At 40.9% G+C, this 20046-nt stretch carries 18 protein-coding genes, 16 tRNA genes, 1 rRNA gene and 1 pseudogene; 34 read left to right on the top strand and 2 right to left on the bottom strand.

Annotated features, from left to right (window positions below; all coding sequences use genetic code 11):
- The 18 genes from AC1WMD_RS18190 to AC1WMD_RS18105 form a co-directional block, all read left to right on the top strand.
- Window positions 1-255, top strand: a 23S ribosomal RNA gene (locus AC1WMD_RS18190); the annotation flags it as partial.
- Window positions 256-518: 263 nt separating this feature from the next.
- Window positions 519-593 (top strand) — tRNA-Asn (locus AC1WMD_RS18185).
- A 4-nt stretch (window positions 594-597) separates the two neighbouring features.
- A tRNA-Ser gene (locus AC1WMD_RS18180) sits at window positions 598-688 on the top strand.
- Between the two features lie 16 nt (window positions 689-704).
- Window positions 705-776 (top strand) — tRNA-Glu (locus AC1WMD_RS18175).
- A 13-nt stretch (window positions 777-789) separates the two neighbouring features.
- Window positions 790-865: transfer RNA gene (locus AC1WMD_RS18170), tRNA-Val, on the top strand.
- Window positions 866-909: 44 nt separating this feature from the next.
- Window positions 910-983, top strand: a tRNA-Met gene (locus AC1WMD_RS18165).
- Between the two features lie 8 nt (window positions 984-991).
- Window positions 992-1067: transfer RNA gene (locus AC1WMD_RS18160), tRNA-Asp, on the top strand.
- Between the two features lie 30 nt (window positions 1068-1097).
- Window positions 1098-1173, top strand: a tRNA-Phe gene (locus AC1WMD_RS18155).
- An 88-nt stretch (window positions 1174-1261) separates the two neighbouring features.
- Window positions 1262-1337 (top strand) — tRNA-Thr (locus tag AC1WMD_RS18150).
- Window positions 1338-1345: 8 nt separating this feature from the next.
- A tRNA-Tyr gene (locus tag AC1WMD_RS18145) sits at window positions 1346-1427 on the top strand.
- Between the two features lie 9 nt (window positions 1428-1436).
- Window positions 1437-1510 (top strand) — tRNA-Trp (locus AC1WMD_RS18140).
- 21 nt (window positions 1511-1531) lie between these two features.
- A tRNA-His gene (locus AC1WMD_RS18135) sits at window positions 1532-1604 on the top strand.
- Window positions 1605-1619: 15 nt separating this feature from the next.
- Window positions 1620-1694 (top strand) — tRNA-Gln (locus AC1WMD_RS18130).
- 4 nt (window positions 1695-1698) lie between these two features.
- Window positions 1699-1770: transfer RNA gene (locus AC1WMD_RS18125), tRNA-Gly, on the top strand.
- 6 nt (window positions 1771-1776) lie between these two features.
- Window positions 1777-1850, top strand: a tRNA-Cys gene (locus AC1WMD_RS18120).
- 10 nt (window positions 1851-1860) lie between these two features.
- Window positions 1861-1946 (top strand) — tRNA-Leu (locus tag AC1WMD_RS18115).
- 57 nt (window positions 1947-2003) lie between these two features.
- Window positions 2004-2091, top strand: a tRNA-Leu gene (locus AC1WMD_RS18110).
- A gap of 307 nt (window positions 2092-2398) precedes the next feature.
- A complete protein-coding gene (locus tag AC1WMD_RS18105; RefSeq protein ID WP_494258157.1) occupies window positions 2399-2866 on the top strand; it encodes a GNAT family N-acetyltransferase in 468 nt (155 codons plus the stop codon).
- Window positions 2867-3185: 319 nt separating this feature from the next.
- On the opposite strand, the pseudogene AC1WMD_RS18100 reads toward AC1WMD_RS18105, so the two are convergent.
- Window positions 3186-3365, bottom strand: a pseudogene (locus tag AC1WMD_RS18100) (ATP-binding protein); the annotation flags it as partial.
- A gap of 134 nt (window positions 3366-3499) precedes the next feature.
- Between AC1WMD_RS18100 and AC1WMD_RS18095 the strand changes: the two are divergent.
- From AC1WMD_RS18095 to AC1WMD_RS18020, 16 genes are all read left to right on the top strand, one after another.
- A complete protein-coding gene (locus AC1WMD_RS18095; RefSeq protein WP_494258156.1) occupies window positions 3500-4216 on the top strand; it encodes a hypothetical protein in 717 nt (238 codons plus the stop codon).
- A 367-nt stretch (window positions 4217-4583) separates the two neighbouring features.
- On the top strand, window positions 4584-4982 hold the full coding sequence (locus AC1WMD_RS18090) for an SSO2105 N-terminal domain-containing protein (RefSeq protein ID WP_494258155.1): 399 nt from the start codon (window positions 4584-4586) through the stop codon (window positions 4980-4982).
- The gene (locus AC1WMD_RS18085) at window positions 4966-5511 is read left to right on the top strand and encodes an IS200/IS605 family accessory protein TnpB-related protein (RefSeq protein ID WP_494258154.1); all 546 of its coding nucleotides are present in this window, start codon (window positions 4966-4968) and stop codon (window positions 5509-5511) included. Before AC1WMD_RS18090 ends, AC1WMD_RS18085 begins: the two co-directional genes overlap by 17 nt.
- 221 nt (window positions 5512-5732) lie before the next feature.
- The gene (locus AC1WMD_RS18080; RefSeq protein WP_043905877.1) at window positions 5733-6062 is read left to right on the top strand and encodes a hypothetical protein; all 330 of its coding nucleotides are present in this window, start codon (window positions 5733-5735) and stop codon (window positions 6060-6062) included.
- A 148-nt stretch (window positions 6063-6210) separates the two neighbouring features.
- A complete protein-coding gene (locus AC1WMD_RS18075) occupies window positions 6211-6657 on the top strand; it encodes a hypothetical protein (protein ID WP_043905876.1) in 447 nt (148 codons plus the stop codon).
- 211 nt (window positions 6658-6868) lie between these two features.
- Window positions 6869-7114: a hypothetical protein gene (locus AC1WMD_RS18070; protein ID WP_043905875.1), complete on the top strand. Its 246-nt coding sequence runs from the start codon at window positions 6869-6871 to the stop codon at window positions 7112-7114.
- Window positions 7115-7523: 409 nt separating this feature from the next.
- The gene (locus AC1WMD_RS18065) at window positions 7524-7793 is read left to right on the top strand and encodes a hypothetical protein (RefSeq protein ID WP_494258153.1); all 270 of its coding nucleotides are present in this window, start codon (window positions 7524-7526) and stop codon (window positions 7791-7793) included.
- Between the two features lie 317 nt (window positions 7794-8110).
- Window positions 8111-9286 (top strand): RNA-guided endonuclease InsQ/TnpB family protein, encoded by a 1176-nt coding sequence (locus tag AC1WMD_RS18060; RefSeq protein ID WP_494258152.1) that lies wholly within the window; start codon window positions 8111-8113, stop codon window positions 9284-9286.
- A 133-nt stretch (window positions 9287-9419) separates the two neighbouring features.
- Window positions 9420-9875: a GNAT family N-acetyltransferase gene (locus AC1WMD_RS18055; RefSeq protein ID WP_494258151.1), complete on the top strand. Its 456-nt coding sequence runs from the start codon at window positions 9420-9422 to the stop codon at window positions 9873-9875.
- Window positions 9876-10322: 447 nt separating this feature from the next.
- Complete coding sequence (locus AC1WMD_RS18050; protein WP_494258150.1) at window positions 10323-10799, top strand: GNAT family N-acetyltransferase; 477 nt, start codon at window positions 10323-10325, stop codon at window positions 10797-10799.
- Between the two features lie 1377 nt (window positions 10800-12176).
- Window positions 12177-12587, top strand: a complete 411-nt coding sequence (locus AC1WMD_RS18045; RefSeq protein ID WP_043905871.1) for an RrF2 family transcriptional regulator — start codon at window positions 12177-12179, stop codon at window positions 12585-12587.
- A gap of 118 nt (window positions 12588-12705) precedes the next feature.
- Window positions 12706-13818 carry a tRNA 2-thiouridine(34) synthase MnmA gene (gene mnmA, locus AC1WMD_RS18040; RefSeq protein ID WP_088124203.1) on the top strand — a complete coding sequence of 371 codons (1113 nt, stop codon included), beginning with the start codon at window positions 12706-12708 and terminating at the stop codon, window positions 13816-13818.
- 334 nt (window positions 13819-14152) lie between these two features.
- Complete coding sequence (locus AC1WMD_RS18035; RefSeq protein ID WP_494258149.1) at window positions 14153-15097, top strand: LLM class oxidoreductase; 945 nt, start codon at window positions 14153-14155, stop codon at window positions 15095-15097.
- A gap of 51 nt (window positions 15098-15148) precedes the next feature.
- Complete coding sequence (locus AC1WMD_RS18030) at window positions 15149-15796, top strand: SDR family oxidoreductase (RefSeq protein WP_043905869.1); 648 nt, start codon at window positions 15149-15151, stop codon at window positions 15794-15796.
- A gap of 30 nt (window positions 15797-15826) precedes the next feature.
- Window positions 15827-16675 (top strand): sugar phosphate isomerase/epimerase family protein, encoded by an 849-nt coding sequence (locus tag AC1WMD_RS18025; RefSeq protein ID WP_043905868.1) that lies wholly within the window; start codon window positions 15827-15829, stop codon window positions 16673-16675.
- Between the two features lie 344 nt (window positions 16676-17019).
- Window positions 17020-18246 (top strand): threonine synthase, encoded by a 1227-nt coding sequence (locus AC1WMD_RS18020; protein ID WP_494258148.1) that lies wholly within the window; start codon window positions 17020-17022, stop codon window positions 18244-18246.
- Between the two features lie 106 nt (window positions 18247-18352).
- Here the strand turns inward: AC1WMD_RS18020 and AC1WMD_RS18015 are convergent, their stop codons facing one another.
- A complete protein-coding gene (locus AC1WMD_RS18015; RefSeq protein WP_494258147.1) occupies window positions 18353-19840 on the bottom strand; it encodes a flavin monoamine oxidase family protein in 1488 nt (495 codons plus the stop codon).
- Between the last annotated feature and the right edge of the window lie 206 nt (window positions 19841-20046).

The following is a 20046-nucleotide window of genomic DNA, read 5'->3' as shown; positions in this document are numbered from 1 at the left end:
CTGTCCTTAGTACGAGAGGACCGGGATGGACGCACCGCTGGTGTACCAGTTGTCCCGCCAGGGGCACCGCTGGGTAGCTATGTGCGGAAGGGATAAGCGCTGAAAGCATCTAAGCGTGAAGCCCCCCTCAAGATGAGATTTCCCATCGCGTTAAGCGAGTAAGATCCCTCGAAGATGACGAGGTCGATAGGTCCGAGGTGGAAGCGTGGCGACACGTGCAGCTGACGGATACTAATCGATCGAGGACTTAACCACGAAAAGCGCAGGCGACTAGCTTCTTCCAACCAAACGGTTATCTAGTTTTGAAGGAATGAAATAAAAAAATCTTGACACAACAGTATCGATCATTATAATAATACTTGTCCAAATTATTCCGCAGTAGCTCAGTGGGGAGCAACGAGCTTATGCTTCCATGAATCCGCTGCGAGTTGCCTCGACGCATCAAGCATCTTTGGATTTGCTAGAAGAGGAAGAGGCAATGTAAAATAAAAGTGGGTATAGCTTAATCTTTATCTTATTCCGCAGTAGCTCAGTGGTAGAGCAATCGGCTGTTAACCGATTGGTCGCAGGTTCGAATCCTGCCTGCGGAGCCATCTTGGAGAGCTGTCCGAGTGGTCGAAGGAGCACGATTGGAAATCGTGTAGGCGCGAATAGCGTCTCAAGGGTTCGAATCCCTTGCTCTCCGCCACTACTTAACTACACACGGCCCGTTGGTCAAGTGGTTAAGACACCGCCCTTTCACGGCGGTAACACGGGTTCGAATCCCGTACGGGTCACTTTCTTTTTGCTGGAGGATTAGCTCAGCTGGGAGAGCACTTGCCTTACAAGCAAGGGGTCGGCGGTTCGATCCCGTCATCCTCCACCACCAAATTAATTAAAGTTCTCTAAATCAATCATTCTTTCTATCGTCGCGGGGTGGAGCAGTCCGGTAGCTCGTCGGGCTCATAACCCGAAGGTCGCAGGTTCAAATCCTGCCCCCGCAATCTATATAGGTCCCGTAGTGTAGTGGTTAACATGCCTGCCTGTCACGCAGGAGATCGCGGGTTCGAGTCCCGTCGGGACCGCCATTTACAATATTTAATTTCAAAAATGTATATGGCTCGGTAGCTCAGTCGGTAGAGCAAAGGACTGAAAATCCTTGTGTCGGCGGTTCGATTCCGTCCCGAGCCACCACTTACTCTTATCACAATAGTAGAAACGAGCTAAACATCTGTGAATCTGTTGCGTGTTATTTTGGATGTGGATTGGCTCTGATATATATGCCGACTTAGCTCAATTGGTAGAGCAACTGAATCGTAATCAGTAGGTTGCGGGTTCAAGTCCTGCAGTCGGCACCATCCATTATGGAGGGGTAGCGAAGTGGCTAAACGCGGCGGACTGTAAATCCGCTCCCTTTGGGTTCGGCGGTTCGAATCCGTCCCCCTCCATTTACACTTAGGGGCATAGTTTAATGGTAGAACAGAGGTCTCCAAAACCTCCGGTGTGGGTTCGATTCCTACTGCCCCTGCCATAAAAGAATAAACATTTTGTGGCGACTATGGCGAAGTGGTTAACGCACCAGATTGTGGCTCTGGCATGCGTGGGTTCGATTCCCACTAGTCGCCCTTTCCTTCTACTGTTGGGGTATAGCCAAGCGGTAAGGCAACGGACTTTGACTCCGTGATGCGTTGGTTCGAATCCAGCTACCCCAGCCATAATGCGGAAGTAGTTCAGTGGTAGAACACCACCTTGCCAAGGTGGGGGTCGCGGGTTCGAGTCCCGTCTTCCGCTCTTTGTGGCGGCATAGCCAAGTGGTAAGGCAGAGGTCTGCAAAACCTTTATCCCCGGTTCGAATCCGGGTGCCGCCTCCATTGGTGTGGCGCCGGGGTGGCGGAATTGGCAGACGCACAGGACTTAAAATCCTGGGGTAGGTAACTACCGTGCCGGTTCGAGTCCGGCCCTCGGCATGAAATAAGTTGTTGACTTTCTATTGTTGCTATTGTATAATCAAATATGTGTTTTACGCCGATGTGGCGGAATTGGCAGACGCGCACGACTCAAAATCGTGTGGGGTAGCCCCCCGTGTGGGTTCGACTCCCACCATCGGCACCATACATAACGAAAAGCCTTTAAAGCCAATGCTTTGTACGATACAGAGCATTGGCTTTTTTGTTTTTTAACGTACTAAAGCAAAAGCTTAATCGTGTGGACAAGAAAATTGTACGATGATTTTCAATTAGACAACAGAGTGAAAAACTTATCGGAAATGACAATCCGCTTTTATGAACAAAAGTGGAATTTGATGTTAATATATTTGAGGAGGTTATTCAACTAATGGGCAGTCTGGCTGAAGAGGGAGGATTAAAAGAAAGAATATTGAATATTTAAGTAAAATAAGAATGTACAGGTGGGATATGTGATGTATATAACAAGATGGGCAACAAAAAATGAACTCCCGTTACTTGCAGAATATTGGTTTAAAATGGCATGTGAGATGGGGGAAAAGGATGGTATACCTATACCAAACATTGAACGTGTTAACGAAGTTAGAAACTTATTTCTTAAGGAGAGCGAGGAGAACAATCTAAGGTTCAGGGTTGCGGTTGATGAGAAAGGAAATATTGTGGCATGTGCAGGGGGGCTTATTAGAATGGAGTATGCCACTCCTCTAAGTGAAGAGCAAACTCCTTTTGGTTGGGTAATTGGTGTTTATACAATTAACAATCACCGAAAAAAAGGCTTGGCTTCTCAATTGGTGGAAGAAGTCTGTTCTTGGCTAAAAGAGCGAGGAGCAAGAAGGGCTCGACTATGGGCAAGTTCACAGGGCAGAAGAATCTATGAAAGGATTGGATTCTCCCCAATGCTGGATATGGAGAAAGTATTGTAATGAGTGGTTCATTTGTAAGCGGTGGTAGTAGGAAATATTTATAAAAAAGAGCCATTATCGGCTCTATTATTTTTTTACGAAAGACAAGGGCTTTCACTGTTGATGTTTTTGTTTTATATAAGATTTAGTTTCATCAGAAAGAGTGGCATTCAATATCTTTTCTTCACCTTTTACAACCTTAATTCCATGAACACGGCCCAACACGAACAAACAACGTATATTCTCCAAAACGAATTTCATGCTCAATTGTTTTAACGCCTCGCTTGGTCGGTTGCAATTTAGATCCAATCAAAGAGAATTGCAATTCCCCAGAAGGACCTCATTGATCCTTCTGTTTTTCTTGTTGGAGCCTCTTTTCCCATAATCGATAGCTTTCGCCCTTTAGGTTAAAAATAATGGAATAACGCAGTAATCGATTTAATATCGTTGTCGTTAACACCGAGTTTCCCATGGTTTCCCTCCATTCCCCAAAACTTTTGTTGGAGGTGAGGATCATCGAGGCATGTTAGAAATTTATGTAATAATCTTGATGGATTGGTAAAATAAAATGTAAGGGTTTTAGTTAAAGGAGTGGGAGAATGTTTAAGGAAAATGGAGATATCGTAAAAATGTAACATTTTAGGGGAGGATTAAATGAAAAAAATAAATCGTCTAATTTTTGGATTTATTGTGTTTTTGATTGCTATGGGCTGGTTTGCATATCAAAAAATCACTGATGATACTTATGATGGGATGTCCATTATTCCCGAACAACACGAAGACATTCCTTTATTCGATGGATTGGAACCGACTGACCATGAGTATGTGATCGAAGGCGATTATTGGAAAGATATATATGATTTCTATGTAAAGGAACTGCCCAAGCATGGTTGGAAAATGGAGCATATGAACACAGTGCTTAATGATGAAGATGCAGAAAATGATTGGGCAGGATTTGATTCTCGTTGGAGAAAAGAAGGATTTGACGGTGTGTTGTGGATTTCAGCCGGTTACAATCCACTTGAAGATCAAACAGAGGTCATCTTCGACAAAACCCCAATATATAACTCAACAACTTGGATTGATCATGTTCCAGAAAGTATTTGCGTCTATCAAAGTCCAACTGACGAAAAATGTTCTGAAATAAAGGATAAAATTAAAATAGAGGAAATTATTGGTTTTATTAATAATGCTATTGATTGGAATGAAGAAGCATTACCCCGTGAAAAAACAAGTGTCATTGACTTTGGGAATATAAAAATAAAAGTTCTTTATGAAAACGACAAAGAAATTTATTTTCAATCAGAAAAAGGAATAAAATGGATGAAACCAGACCCTAGTTTCTTTAAACTTACACACCTTCCACAGTAGGTTACCCCTAAACTAACGGGTGCCGTGCATCTGGCTGGCTTTTGTTAGTAATCAGTAATTAGTCCTTCCTCGATTCCCATGAAGGAACATAAAACTCCCATCATCTGTGGTGCAGCGAAGCGTGTATGGGTGCTAAGGACAGTATTGTTCACAATCAAAGAATTAATGAAAAAGCACGAAACTATAATAGGATGCGAAGCGTCTGTAACCGACACGCAAAATTGGCTCTTACGCAAAACATGGAAGAAAAACACCGAAAAAAGTCGATCTTCCAACATGTTTAGCCGGATTACAGCGACAATTAGAAAAACTGAAATCCAAAGAAAATGAGCTAAAGCACCATCTCGACCAAGGGACAATTCCACGTGTGATTTTTGGTGGAAAACAAAACTTTTATAAGCGCTTGAAAGGAAACATCACGAACGAAGAATGGAAAGAATTACGCTCGAATCAGTTGTACGCAAGAGGTGATAAAAGCAAAAAAGGGAATTTGAATATTCGCCTCACCTATGACGACAAGACGTACCAATGTTATGTAGAAATCGCCAATCCACTTGGACAACAAGAAGGGAAACGCGCTCCCCGCTTGAGGTTGCCTGTGTTGGTTCCTGAAAAATATGAAGAGGAAATCATTGATCTCATCATGGGAGAACCAGTCGGAGTGAATGCAAAAGGCAAGCCGATCATCGAATATCAACCATATACCGTCGAAATCAAACACGTAAGAGCGAATAAGCGAAACAACATTGTTGGAGAAACCGTATGACTGGCTGCTTCAAGAAAACGTGGGCGCAGTGGTCATCGAAAACATTCAACTAAGACAGCGGCACGATACGGACAAACGATTCAATCGTTTCACCCACCATTTCAAAAAGAAAAAGCTGACTGACACCATCATTCGTCGGGGCTTAAGGCTCGGCTTTCGTATTAAAAAAGTGAATCCGGCGTATACCAGCGTCATCGGACGTTTCAAATACATGAAAACATACGGTTTATCCGTCCATGAAAGTGCCGCGTTGGTGATTGGCAGACGGGGATTAGGGTATCAGGAACGATTGCCAAAAGAACTCATTCACATCATAAAAACGAAAGTGAAGCGCCATTTGATTGCGGCGTTAGGGTCGATGGAAGAATCCTACAAGCAATCGAAAAGCGGCAAGAAACAATGCCAATATATCGCGATGATGTTACGCAAAATCGAGAATTTCAAACAAGAGCATGAATGGTCGTTATGGAATATCTTGCACCAATTCTGCTGGCTGTACCAATATCAAATTCAACTGAAGGAGGTGTAGACCTGGTTACTAAAATCGTTGTCGTGTACTGACCGATGGAAGGAATGGTGCACGACAGATGCCGTCGCTAACAGCGAGCCACGGGATGTCTTTCACAGCAGGTGAATGACAAGGGAAATTCCCTTCCTGATGGAACTCGGTGAGAATCCGAGCGGCAAGCAGTTTTGCTGGTTCCATCGCGATGAGTCGATTTTTATAGATGTTAGTAACCAGGTAGAGAAATGTATTTAGAAGCCGAAGTGTACGGAATGTTGAATTGGGGATTTGCAATAGTGATGGGGATTGAATTAATTTCTTTCATTGCTCTTTGGCTTAAATACAAATTCAGCAAAGAAGCATTCGGCTGGTTCATTGGACATGTTGTTTTCTTTTCTTTTACGGGTTACAAACTTTTAGAAGCGATAAACACTTTTGAACATAATGATTTTATGGGTTCGGAAAATGCATCATTGAGGATAGGGATCTCAGGTGTTTTATGGGCAATTAGTGTAGCTTGTTTATTAATTGGAATTGCACGTCTTGTTTCGAGTAAAGTTCCAAGCAAAGGTTAATTTGTTTCACTTCTATGGAAGAACGAATGAACCTCCATTACCTTTGGCGAAGCTCGCTTCATAGTTGACTAACAGGTCTGTTTGTAAAATATGGAATTTCTAACGGTTATATGTTAAAATATGGTTATACATAAGAGGGGGGAGAAGGTTGGGAGAAATTAAATATATAAAAATAAACGCCCTTTTACTGCTTGCGATCATACCTCTTTCCGTTGTTGGTTATTTATTTGCAGTTTATAATGAATCTTTGTTTTTCCTATATGAATGGCTTCTTACGTTACTAATTTTAAGTTCAACTATTTTATCCATCATAAGCATTATTAAAATTAGGGGTAATCTTAAGTGGGTTTCTATTTCCATTTTGGCCTTTCTTGTTCAATTTTCAGTTCTTAGTTTGTTCTTAGGCCCTTTTACGAAGTACGGTTTATTCTCTGTATTTTATATTGTTACATTCTTTGCGATTATCATTTTTATTGTGACCTTTAGAAAGGTCGAAAAATTCAAATCAATACCGATGATTTTTATAATCGTTTCTATAATGTTCACGTTTTATATGTTTTTGTTAAATAGTTTATGGGGAAGAGATTTGACTTAAGTTTCTTTTACTATCCTAAAAATTAATATTTTCATCCTTCTGATGATGTCGCAACTATATGGTATGATTGTTTCCTATGGAAGAACGAGTTAACTTCCATTATCTGTGATGAAGCTCGCTTCATGGTTGGCTAATAGGCAGTTTAGTTTAATAAAGGAAAGGATAATCCAAGCGAAAAAATACAATACAGGCATAGGGAAGGGATATAGTGATGGAAAAACACTTTAAAGAAGCACACCGTTTTAGCAGTCATAATAGAAAAGATTTAGAAAAGGATACGATATGTGGTTGCTTTTATTGTTTGGAAATTTTTAGTCCTACTGAAATTACGGAGTGGTGGGATGATGAAGACACAGCCGTTTGTCCTTATTGTGGAATTGATTCTGTTATAGGGGAGAGTTCCGGATTTCCAATTACAAGAACGTTTTTAAAAGGAATGCATGAGGAATGGTTTTAGAATAGCCCAATTGTAATTACGAAAATGCCTCATTCTGAAAAGAAAAGACCTTGATTAGTCTCTTACTTCCCAAAGAGGCTTTTTTATTTATTCTGCTTTTAAATTAAGAAATCGCTTCTTTTCTTGAACCATCCTGAAAATCAATATTTTCATCCTTCAGATGGTGGCGCAATTATGTGGCATGATTATCTCTCATGGAAGAACGAATCAACTTCCATCATCTGTAATGAAACTTGCTTCATGGTTGGCTACGAGGCAGGCTAGTTGAAGAAGTGGCTATTTTCCTGTGACACATTAGATAACCATAATCAAAACAGCAATTCCGCAAGCGTCATAATGGGCAAGAATCTATACCTCTTTGAATATGGGTGCATACACTATTTTAAAACAGTTAAGGAGGAGATACAAAATGGAAAGACAATTCATTGGAGATTACGGTGGCTATCCTGGTTATGGTTATCATCATGGTCACAGTGGGTATTATCCTGGTCATGGCTATCATCATGGTCATGGCGGTTATTATCCTGGTTACGGCTATCATCATGGTCACGGTGGTTATTATCCTAGTCATGGCTACCATCATGGTCACGGCGGTTATTATCCTGGTCACGGCTATCATCATGGTCATGGTTGGTATTATCCTGGTCATGGCTATCATCATGGTCATGGCAGCTTCTAACGTTAAACTATCGTAGTACCAAGACAAGTGAAATTAAAATTTTAAGTCAGCAAATAATGCTGGCTTTTTTTTATGTATAGGAACTTTGTCTTCTTCAACTCCCATGGAAGAACGAATTACCTTGCATCATCTGCAATGAAGTTCACTTCATCGTTGGTTCAACAAGGATAAAAAAGCAACTTTAACATATTTACCGAGAAGTCTCCCACCTCTAAACAGAGTGTAGGTGGGAGATGAATCGGTTGTTTTTTCTCCCAAAAACAGAACATATGTGCTATACTATTCTTATCCATGATTTGGTGAAAGGAGGATCCACCATGCTTCGTGGGCAAAAAGTGGCCTTCCGGGCATCGAAGGCGGACCTCGAGCGGCTTCGGGCCTGCAACCGGGAGTCGGCTCGTGTCTGGAATGAGTGCCTCCGATTGGCCAAAGAGCATTTCCTTCCACACGGCCGCTCGATCTCGAAAAGCGAGCTGCAAAAACAAACGAAAGGGCGATTCCATCTTCACAGCCAATCGATTCAAGCCGTCTGCCACAAATATCTCTTCGCTAGACAATCTGCTCACCACGCGATCCAACAAGGACATGCTGCTCGCTACCCCTACAAGAAAAAGAAGTACTTCCCAACGAAATGGGCGAAAGACGGTTTCAAGGTTTACAAAAACGGAAAAATCGAACTGTCGATGGGCATTCATCACGGAAAACGGGAAAAGCCAATCGTTGTGTATGCGTCGCATCTGCCCAAGGGAACGATCAAAGAAATCGAATGCTGCTGGGATCAAGGTCTTTATTTGGCCGTGACGTATGAAGATGGACAAAAGGCAAAAGCGTACAAACCGGGTTCCTCCGTCGGAGTCGATCTTGGGGAAGTGCATACCATAGGTGCGTTTTGCGAAAACGGCCAAGCCCTCCTCATCACCGGAAGAAAAATACGCTCCCTTCATCGGCTGCGGAATAAAAAACTGGCGGAGATCCAGCGTCGTCAATCGAAATGTCAAAAAGGATCGCGTCGATGGAAAAAGTATGAGCGGGCGAAACAATACGTGTTATCCAAATCCGAAAGACAGTTGCGGGATGCGCTTCATAAAACGACCAAACAGTTTGTCGACTGGTGTTTGAAGCAGTCCGTCTCCGATGTGTATATCGGAAACGTTGAAGGAGTGCAGCGAAACACAAGAAAGAAAAAGCGGGCAAGCCGTAAACAAGCGCAAAAACTCTCGAATTGGTCATTCGGGAAAGTGAAGCAGTATCTCGCTTATAAGCTGGCCCAACATGGCATTCGCTTGCATGAAATCGAGGAGTCATATACGAGTCAGACATGTCCTGTCTGCCAAAAGAGAAAAAAAGTATCTTCCCGACTGTTTGTGTGCCGGTGTGGGTATGAGGAACATCGTGATGTTCACGGCGCAAGAAATATCTTAAGCAAGGCGCTGCATGGTACCTTTGTTCATTGGGACGTACAAACGAAGCTAACGTATCTACGGATTGCGTAAGCAAGAAGTAGTAGAAGGGTTGGACCGCCCCATCGGTGTGATGCCGATGTTGCTTACTGGACCCATCGGGAAGACTTCCGATGAATTCATCGAGTAGAAGGAGACGGCCTTCTTCTACGCAGAAGCTTCTTCGATGGAGATGGTAAGAAACTCCCACCTCTTAACGGAGTGTAGGTGGGAGAGGTTCATGGTGACAAGTGAACAGCAAAAACAATTGTTGCAGCAAATGTTGGATGACAATGGAAAATTAGCTATTTTAGCTGAGTATAATGAAGAAATTATCGGATTTTTAGATTTTTATAATGGACATAGGCAACGGATAAAACATCAAGGCTCTTTTGGTATGATCGTTAAAAAAGATTTCAGAAATCAAGGGGTAGGTAAAGCATTGTTAACTGTTTTATTAGACTGGGCAAAGGAAAATCCTTCAATTGAGAAGGTTTGTCTTGAAGTAGTTGCTGACAATACGAGCGCCCTTCATTTATACAGAAATTTTGGATTTGTGGAAGAAGGTCTGAAAACAAAAGCGATTAAGATAGATGAACAGACTTATTATGACTTAATCTTAATGGCTTATTTTGTGAATTAGTTTCAAGTGTTCTCAACTATCCTGAAAATCTTCTGATGGTGGCCGCATAGATGCGGCATGGTTGTTTCTCATGGAAGAACGAATTACCTTCCATCATCTGTGGTGAAGTTTACTTCATGGTTGGCTGCGGGCAGGTTAGTTTGAGAAGAATGGTACAATAAAGAAAATTGGTTAGGGTGATTTTATGATTGGTCCATTTTTCAGCTATTTTATTGTCTTTTTTGTTGTCGCAAGACTTGTTAGCTTAACAAGCAGGATTAACTGGATGCCGACAGCCAAAACAACTACAAGACACGATGTAATATTAGCAATAATCTTTTCTTTGATTGTTGTTGCTATAACTCATATTGGACAATACACTTTTAGTTGAAGAAGGTATAATACTAAATTTTTCCTTATGATATTATTAGTTTCAATAGATTTTTACATAATTCAGGGGGGATTAAGATGGAAATCCGTTCAGTGAAAGGGTCAGACTACTATGTCATCTCTCCACTAATCAATGAGTGGTGGGGCGGAAGACAAATGTCTGATAAGTTACCAAAATTATTCTTCGACCATTTTAAAAATACAAGTTTCATTGCCGAAAAAGATGGAAAAATCATTGGATTTTTGATAGGTTTTCTATCTCAAACATATCCAGAAGAAGCATATATACACTTTGTTGGGGTTCATCCGGATTATAGGAAACACGGTATTGGAAAACGACTTTACAATGAATTTTTTAATATTGTTAAAAAGAATGGTCGGAATATCGTCCGTTGTGTAACTTCACCAGTGAACAAAGTGTCCATTGCATTTCATACGAAAATGGGATTTGAAATCGAAAAAAATGGAGATAAAGAAATGGACGGAGTTTCTGTATATACTGATTATGATGGACCAAATCAAGATAGAGTTTTATTTGTGAAAAAATTAATTTAATTATGATCTTATTCAACTTCAGGGAAGAAGGAATGAACTTCCATCATCTATGGCGAAGCTCACTTCATGGTTGGCTAGCGGGGCTGACTTGTAACTATAAGAGGTGAAGGCAAAAATTATGCCTATGTAATTTTAGTCGAAAGTATGCTCAGATTGCTGTTACCATACTATGATCTTACTATAATTTTTGTTTCGTAATGAAGACACAGAGAAAGAAGAGGCTAACTCCTGCTCAACAATTAGGTATTATATTTTATTCAAATAACATCACTCTGAAAATATAAGGGGTATTTATCGCTAAAACATTTAATATTTAGAATATTTTTTTCAAAATACTCAAATAAAATGGTATAATTATGGAAAAGGTTAAGGGGGATTGTGTTGGAAACAAAATTTGTAGAACTATAAAAACAACTGTTTAGTTTATTTGAAAAAGGGAATTTTGATGAGCTACATTCACTAAATAAAGCACAAATAGAATTTCCTGAAAGATTAGAAAAAACAAATTTTTGGAAAGCCTGCGTTTATTCAGTTCAGGGAGAGATTGAGAAAGCTCTTTCTACCCTTAATGAAGCCAATGTAAATTGATTGTTAAAGAGGGATTGGGCCACTTTTTCCCTAATGATTTTACAAGTTTACTGCGAGAAGCTGTTGATTATATATTGAAATCCGATTAAAATAATTCCATTTTACGGCAGAATTTGCACCATTGGTGTTTTTTGTTGTTCGAGGAGTGTGGGTTCGACTCTCACCATCGGCACTGAAAATAGGAAAAGGCTTTAGAGACAAGGAATTCTATATAAGAGGAATCCCTTGTTTTTTATTTACCGAATACGATTCCAGGATAGAGATTTTTCGCTATGTCGTAAATAAAAGAAAAATCAATCGCCGCGTCCAGTTTCTTACTAGGTGATTCTTTGGAACCAGATCATCCAGTTTCACTGTAGGTTCGGTATAGCGCCCATCTTCTTGGTGTGGACGAAGCATCGTTCTTCCCATGTATTTCTTCTTTGTCCTACCTTCATAATAAAAGACTAGGCCTAAGCCCCGTTTCTCTTATCTTCTCTTTGCAAGCAATTTTCTTTTTGAATAAATAATTTTTTCGGTATCGCATGCATTTAAAAGGACGATTTTTGCCGGATGGGATTGAAAAACAACCTTTCACCTTTATCATGAAGACAACAGTTAACATAGCGAATACAATTTAAATAGAAAAAACGAATGTAAAGGAAGCCGGCAGAATGAAAGTATCTCTAGATATTGACAATGATTACGATGAGACAATCGTGACCATCCACGGTAGACCAAAAGAAGTTATTTACGAGTTGACAATATAAACTGTAACAATTATTATTACATTTAGGAGGAAGGTTTATTATGAACAGCGATTTTTCGATTGCCGTTCACTGCGTTGCTTATCTAGCCAAAAAGCAAAACCAGCGAGTGACCAGTGAAGACATCGCTCAAAGTGTTTCTGTCCACCCAGTAAGGTTAAGGAAAATTTTGAGCATATTAAGGAAAGAAAATATTATTACTTCCAAAGAAGGGGCAAAAGGCGGATTCTCTTTAAACGATCGACCTGAACATATTACGTTAGACAAAATATTTAAAATCACTAGTGAGGAAACGCTTGTACCGAAATGCCCTGATTCCAATGAGAATTGCCCAATAGGCAAACATCTATCAGGTATACTCATTCGCATTTGTCACAATGCGGAAGAACACTTTTTAAACTATTTAAAAGGTGTGACGATCAAAGATATCATTGATGAAATCAATAATAGTTAGTTTTTTTTCATGCCTGAAACAAAAGCACAGCTAATACTTTGTGTTAGTTGTGCACCATAAATTTTTTTTTAGGTATAACTGTAACAAAAAATATTTCAGTTTAAAGAGGTGAATAAGTTTGAAGAAAAAACGAGTTGTCGTCGGAATGTCTGGTGGAGTGGATTCCTCTGTGGCTGCTTACCTTCTTAAAAAAGAAGGGTACGACGTCATCGGTGTATTTATGAAAAACTGGGATGATACCAATGATGATGGTGTATGTACAGCAACGGAAGATTACGAAGATGTTAAGAGAGTTGCCAATCAACTCGGGATTCCTTACTATAGCGTGAACTTTGAAAAAGAATATTGGGATCGTGTATTTACGTACTTTATGGATGAGCTGAAGCGAGGGCGAACACCTAATCCAGATGTTTTATGTAATACAGAAATTAAGTTTAAAGCGTTCGTTGATTACGCCCTTTCACTAGATGCGGATTATATCGCGACTGGTCATTACGCAAGAATCAACAGAGAAAATGGACAAATCACCTTACTACGTGGAAAAGATTCCAATAAAGATCAAACTTATTTTCTTAGCCAGTTAACGGCAGACCATTTGTCTAAAGTTCTATTTCCACTAGGAGAATTAACGAAGGATGAGGTACGAAAAATCGCTAAAGAATTGAACCTTATTACCGCCAATAAAAAAGATAGTACTGGAATCTGTTTTATTGGAGAAAGAAATTTCAAAAGCTTTTTAAAGAATTATTTACCGGCGCAGCCCGGAGAAATTCGTTCACTCGATGGGGAAGTGCTAGGTACTCATGATGGGTTAATGTATTACACAATTGGCCAACGAAAAGGACTTGGAATCGGTGGAAAAGGAACAGGTGAACCTTGGTATGTCGTCGATAAAGATTTAGAAAACAATGTTTTACTTGTCGCTCAAGGTAAGAATCATCCTGCTCTGTTTTCTACCGGTCTTATTGCATCGAACATTAGCTTTATTAATGGAGATGTTCGTCCACGTACATTTGCATGTACAGCTAAATTTAGATACCGTCAAGAAGATCAGAAGGTGACCATTCATATTCGTCCGAATGGAACGGCTTTTGTGGAATTTGAAAAACCAGTTAAAGCTGTTACTCCAGGACAAGTAGCGGTATTTTATGACAATGATGTTTGTCTTGGCAGTGCGATTATTGACGAAGTGATAAAAATGGATGTTTCAACTGTCACTGTGGCATCTTAAAACGGTATAGATAACTACACTATTTGACAGATATGGGATGACATCCTCATGTATGCACGCACGCTTTTCTTAAAATATATAGTTATCTTGTCAGGAATAATAAGTGTTGTGATGAGTAATGTAATTCAGTTTTCAACAACTCGACATAAATGAATTTCAATTTCTAACCATATGAATCAATGAAATCTAGGGGATTTTTATTGGCTATCATACAAAGAGTAATTACAAAACATCATACTGAATCATCTTTAAGATATTTACTTTATGTTTGAATAGCAGGTAGGCTTTTCTAGATAAAACAAGATTAAAAAACAATTGGAAGGTAGATGTTAAAATGGAAAAATTCAAAAATCACAAAGGGTATTCACGCATGTATCAAGAAAACAAACTGACTGTGGGATTATTCTTTCCGATTGAATCGTATATGGGTGACGTCCCTGAGATGAATATAGAAAAGCAAATGAAGTTAGCAAAACGAGCAGAAGAACTCAATTTCGCTTCATTATTTGTGAGAGATGTACCGTTACGCGATCCTAATTTCGGGGATGTCGGACAAATATATGATCCGTTTACGTATTTAGGGTATGTTGCTGCCAACACAGAAAAGATTGCCTTAGGAACGGGAAGTATTATTTTAACGTTGCGCCATCCTCTTCATGTCGCAAAAGCTGCGGCTTCTTTAGACAGATTATCTGGTGAAAGACTTATTCTCGGTGTCGCAACAGGTGACCGTCCAATCGAGTTTCCAGCATTCTCTGTGAATCCAGAAGATCGGAGCGAATTATTCCGAGAATCAGTGTCTGTTATGAGAAAAGTATGGCGCGAGCATTTTCCTGCCATTGACTCTTTACGAGTGCATATGACAAGTGGAGATCTTTTGCCAAAACCAAAATTGTCAGACATACCATTAATGGTGACAGGTCACAGTGGACAGTCTCCAGAATGGATTGCTGAACATAGTGATGGCTGGATTTACTATCCACGTGCACTCAAATTTCAAAGAGCATTAATTGAGAATTGGCGTTCGTTAACAGAGGAATTTAAGCCATTTACCCAATCGCTTTATGTTGATTTAGCGGAAGACCCATATCATGTACCAATACCGATTCATCTTGGATTCCGTACGGGGCGCGTTTTCCTTATCGAATTTCTTGAAGCTTTACAAGATGCAGGTGTGAACCATGTCATCATCAACTTAAAATATGGCCAACGCCCAGTAGAAGAAGTGATCGAAGAATTAGGTGAATTTGTGCTTCCACATTTTCCGGCTTTATCATGATGAGAGACAATCCATTGGTTGATAACCTTTAAGCAGAAAGGAAGGATATGGATGAAAGTTTTGGTCATTGGCGCCAACGGACAAGTAGGTCAACAAGTGGTGAACATGCTTCATGCGCATGAACGACACACCGTTCGTGCGATGGTTCGAAAACAAGAGCAATTGGAGGCTTTTCAGAAAAAAGGAATTGAAGCGGTACTCGCTGATCTTGAAGGTACTGTCGATGAAATTGCCGAAGCAGCCAAAGGTTGTGACGCGATCGTATTCTCCGCTGGTTCAGGTGGACACACAGGAGCAGATAAAACATTGCTTGTCGATTTAGACGGTGCTGTAAAAGCAATGGAAGCTGCAGAAAAAGTCGGAATTAAACGATTTGTCATGGTGAGCTCGTTCCAAGCCCACAACCGTGAGAACTGGCCTGAAAACCTCAAACCTTATTATGTCGCCAAACATTATGCTGACCGTATGTTAATGAATAGCGGTTTAAATTATACGATTATTCGTCCTGGATATCTTCGTAATGAAAAAGGTACTGGGTTGGTTACTATAGCAGAAAACTTAAATGGTGGGAGCATTCCACGTGAAGATGTAGCAAGAACAATCGTTCAATCACTTGATGAACCAAATACGTATAAAAAAGCATTCGATTTAATGTCAGGGGATACAGAGATTGCTGAAGCGTTGAAATCGCTGCAATGAACCGTTCACTGGAAAGGAGAAATTGAAAATATGGGTTACCCATTTTATGCAATGGATTTTGCTTTCTATAACTCGATGGGCATTTATAGCTTTGAGACTCGGTGTGAAATGTTAAAAGAGATCGGGTATGATGCGACCCATTTATCCGTCTGGCACGGAGAACGGTGGAGAGATGTAGAGAAGCTCAAAAACGTTAAGGAGAAATATGGCCTGGACGTCGCTGGCGTGTATGTTGTATTAGACCTTTCATTAGGTGAGGACCATCCAAGAAATACGGGCATTTTAAAAATGATGGAGATCATGGAGGGGTGCTCCACGGTCGAGCTGGCGATTCAATCTGTCGGACATCATATACGCCCTTCAGACCCTAAAGGGGACGACATCGCAGTGAAGTGGCTGGAAAAAGCACTGAAGATTGCTGAACGAAGAAACATTAATATTTTACTTTACACACACCTATCATTCTGGGTTGAACGCCATGAAGATGCAGTAAGACTTTGCAAGCGTCTCAATCATCCTAATCTCGGCATTGTATTTTGTGGCTACCATTGGTACGCAGTCGATGGAACAAATCTATCAGCTACGCTTAGAGCGGTATCCCCTTACTTGAAACAAGTGAACATTTCTGGCAGCCGCCGCGATCCACATGGTTTTGGGGGAGTGGCAACAATCGAGCCTTTGGACGTCGGGGAGTTAGATAATTTTGCGTTACTCGGGCAGTTAAAAAAGATAGGTTATAATGGAATGATTGGCTACCAAGGTTGGAGTGAAGGCGGCGACGCTTACAGTAAGCTAAGCCGTTCACTCAAAGCGTTCCGTGATATGGAACGTAGACTTGAGACACACCCGCATTGGGCTGATTTAAAATTAACTCCATAATAGAAAAAACCCGTGGTACTAGTTGAACAATAAAGTTCAACCAGCACCACGGGTTTTATTAAAGGAAAGTTTCGGGATATGGCGAATTATTCAATTCTGAAATTAGAATATGAGATAAAGATAAAACCTTAATAGCCTTACAATTTCAAACAAGGCGGTATTAAAGATGAATGGGTATGTGAACACAAAGTGAAACCACTGGCAAAATTATCTGTAACCCCGGAAGATTTTCCGTTTTTAGGAAAGGTGAAAGCAATGAATCCTCAGCACTCGTTCCTTGGATGGATGTTTATTCTTGAAAAAAAGTAGGTTTGCAGCAAATTAACATAAGGAGAAAGTGTATTATGCCATTCAGTTATGTATCCCATTTGTACTGTCCGAAGTGTAAACAAACATATGGCACAAATGAAAAGCATCAGCTATGCGAGTGCGGTTCGCCTCTGCTTGTTGCATACAAGCTTGACGAATTACGTGAAGACTTAACGCCTGAAATTATTGCAAACAGGGAGCCTAACATATGGCGGTACCACGAATTATTACCCGTAGAAAGTTCTGAGTATATCGTTTCTTTAGGGGAAGGCATGACTCCGCTTGTTCCTATGCCTCGACTTGGTAAAGACATGGATATCGAGCAGTTATATATGAAGGACGAAGGGATAATTCCGACAGGCACATTTAAAGCGAGAGGAGCAGCTGTTGGCATATCAAAAGCAAAAGAACTGGGAGTCAAAAAGTTGGCTATGCCGACGAATGGAAATGCAGGAGCAGCATGGTCGCTTTATGCAGCTAGGGCAGGAATTCAGGCGACTGTTGTCATGCCAGTGGACGCTCCTGCGATTACAAGGAACGAATGCGCTATCGCTGGAGCCAATCTTTACTTGGTAAACGGTTTAATCAGCGATGCGGGAGCCATAGTCAGCAAAGCAATCCAGGAGCGAAATATGTATGACGCCTCCACGCTCAAAGAGCCTTACCGTATTGAGGGCAAGAAAACGATGGGATTGGAGATAGCGGAGCAATTCTCCTGGGAACTCCCTGATGTAATTTTATATCCGACCGGAGGAGGTGTCGGGCTAATAGGAATTTATAAGGCACTGAAAGAATTGCAGGCTCTTGGATGGGTACAAGGAAAGATGCCAAGGCTGGTGGCTGTACAGGCGCAAAATTGTGCTCCAATTGTAAAAGCCTGGAACGAAAAGAAACAGGTATCGGAATTCTGGCCAAACTCTTCGACTGTTGCTTTCGGGATTAATGTGCCGAAAGCTTTGGGGGACTTCCTCGTATTAGATGCTCTATATAAGACAGATGGGTGCGCGATTGCTGTAGAAGACGATGCCATCATTAATGAGCAGCGAAACGTTGCTCGTCTCGAGGGGGCTTTTATTTGTCCGGAAGGGGCTGCTGCGTTTGTAGCTGCACGTCGTCTGCGCGAGAGGGGATGGATTCGCAAGGGAGAAAGAGTTGTCGTTCTTAATACGGGAATTGGATTGAAATATGCGCATACTGTGGATATCGAGGGGCCAATTCTGCAACCAGGTGATCATTTACCTAAGGAGGGAAATTATTCTTAAATTAGTAAAGATAATTTGTAGTGCATATGGAACTCGATTTCCTTCATAGTGATCAAGAATTGGAGGGGAATGTTTCTTCTACATTCCCCGCTTTTTTATGGGGAAGTTAGGACTGAAAGAAAGTTTTTGGTAAGTCATTGACTTCATATGCAACACGTATTCCGGACTCGATTGCACCTTGGATCCAACCGTGGGTAGTGGAGGTATGTTCGCCAGCAAAATGAACTCTTCCTTCGGGAGTGGAAATATAAGGAGATAGTTCTGTTGCCTGTTCTGGTTTAAACATCGTGAAAGCTCCAGCAGAATACGGATATCGAACCCAGCTGTGGCTCACTCCTGTTTCAAACTCACGATATACCTGTTTACCATGGATGGCGGCCAAGTTTTTTAATGCATATTCCAAGCGAAATTCACTGTCCAAACTGTCCCAAGGTATAGCATCATCCTCCCATGTATAACTAGCCAAAATAACGCCCGATCCTGTTGTACCGAGGTCATGGCTCGGGTATTGAGTATACGTAATAGGAAGATCCGAAACAGTTTTCCCGCCATACATGCCTTCCTTTTCCCAAAACCGACTTTTAAATTGGATGCCGGTCTTCGTAGAGCCAGCATAGTGAAGTTCCCGAATCGCCTTCCATTTGTTATAAGAAAAAGAGTCATATGGTTCAATCTCGACAAATTGTAAGACGGAAAATGGAATGGTCACAATTGCAAGATCACCGGTGATTTGAAATGGCTCCAAGATTTTTGTATGGACAGAATGAATGGTTACCTGGTTGTTGTGCTGGACAATTTTTCTCACTTTTTGTCCGAACATGATATTCTCTTTCAATTGAGGGACAAATGCTTTAGGAAGTTGGTCGTTGCCGCCCGTAATTTCATAGAAGCGAATATTAGGGGTAAACAAGATCATTAGTTCACGTAACAGCTCCAGGAAAGAAAGCTCCACTAATCCTTCCAGTGAAAGAAGTACTTTGATCATATCGATGGCACCCGGAGATAATCTGACTCCAAACGGGTTGTATCTCAAATAAGCGTCCATCGAATATTTATCCAATTCTTTTATGACCAAAGGCCAATTTCTTCGCGGGTTTTGGTTGATAAAATCAGTCACGGGTTTTATTGCTAATTGAAGCAGCTCCGTAGCGGTTTTCCCCCTTTCATGCGGGGCTACCGGAAAGCCCAAAATGTCAGGGTTTCTTTCATATATCTTTAAACGAGTTTTGATTCCTCTAACATAGATAATGTCGTTAGGAGTCGTGTTGATAAAACGGTTAACCGGGAGACGGAATTTTTTTATATATTCCAAAGTTAATAAATGAGTATGAGGGATACGCATCGCACCCGCTTCAAGATACTGCCCATCCCGAAAGTTGGCCCGCAACGTATAGACCCGTCCTCCCACCCTTTCAGAAGCTTCAAGGATTGTGACATCGTGTCCAGCTTGTTTAAGCAAAGAGGCCGCGACTAGTCCTGCCATACCTGCGCCAACGATGATGATCTTCTTAGGAATTTTAGTTTTTGGAAGTCCATTTCTGATGATCGAAATCATTTGATCAGATGATAACTTAGGAAATACGTAGTCTAACATGCTTTTCCTCCTCAGCAATGCTCATCCAACCGTGAGCTGACAAAAAGATGGCTTACTGCCATCTTATTCAGCCAGAAAGTACAGTTATGCAAAAAAGAAGCAGCATACAGGCTGCTTCTTTTAGTTCTGGTGCAACTATAAAACTTGGACATACGGATGCTGCTGCTCTCCAAACGGTGAATGCTTCAGGATTTTGATCAGCAGTT

It is taken from the genome of Parageobacillus sp. NEAU-HV-2 (assembly GCF_059115485.1).
The sequence above is the reverse complement of the archived record's forward strand: the minus strand, read 5'-3'. Positions and strand labels throughout refer to the sequence as shown.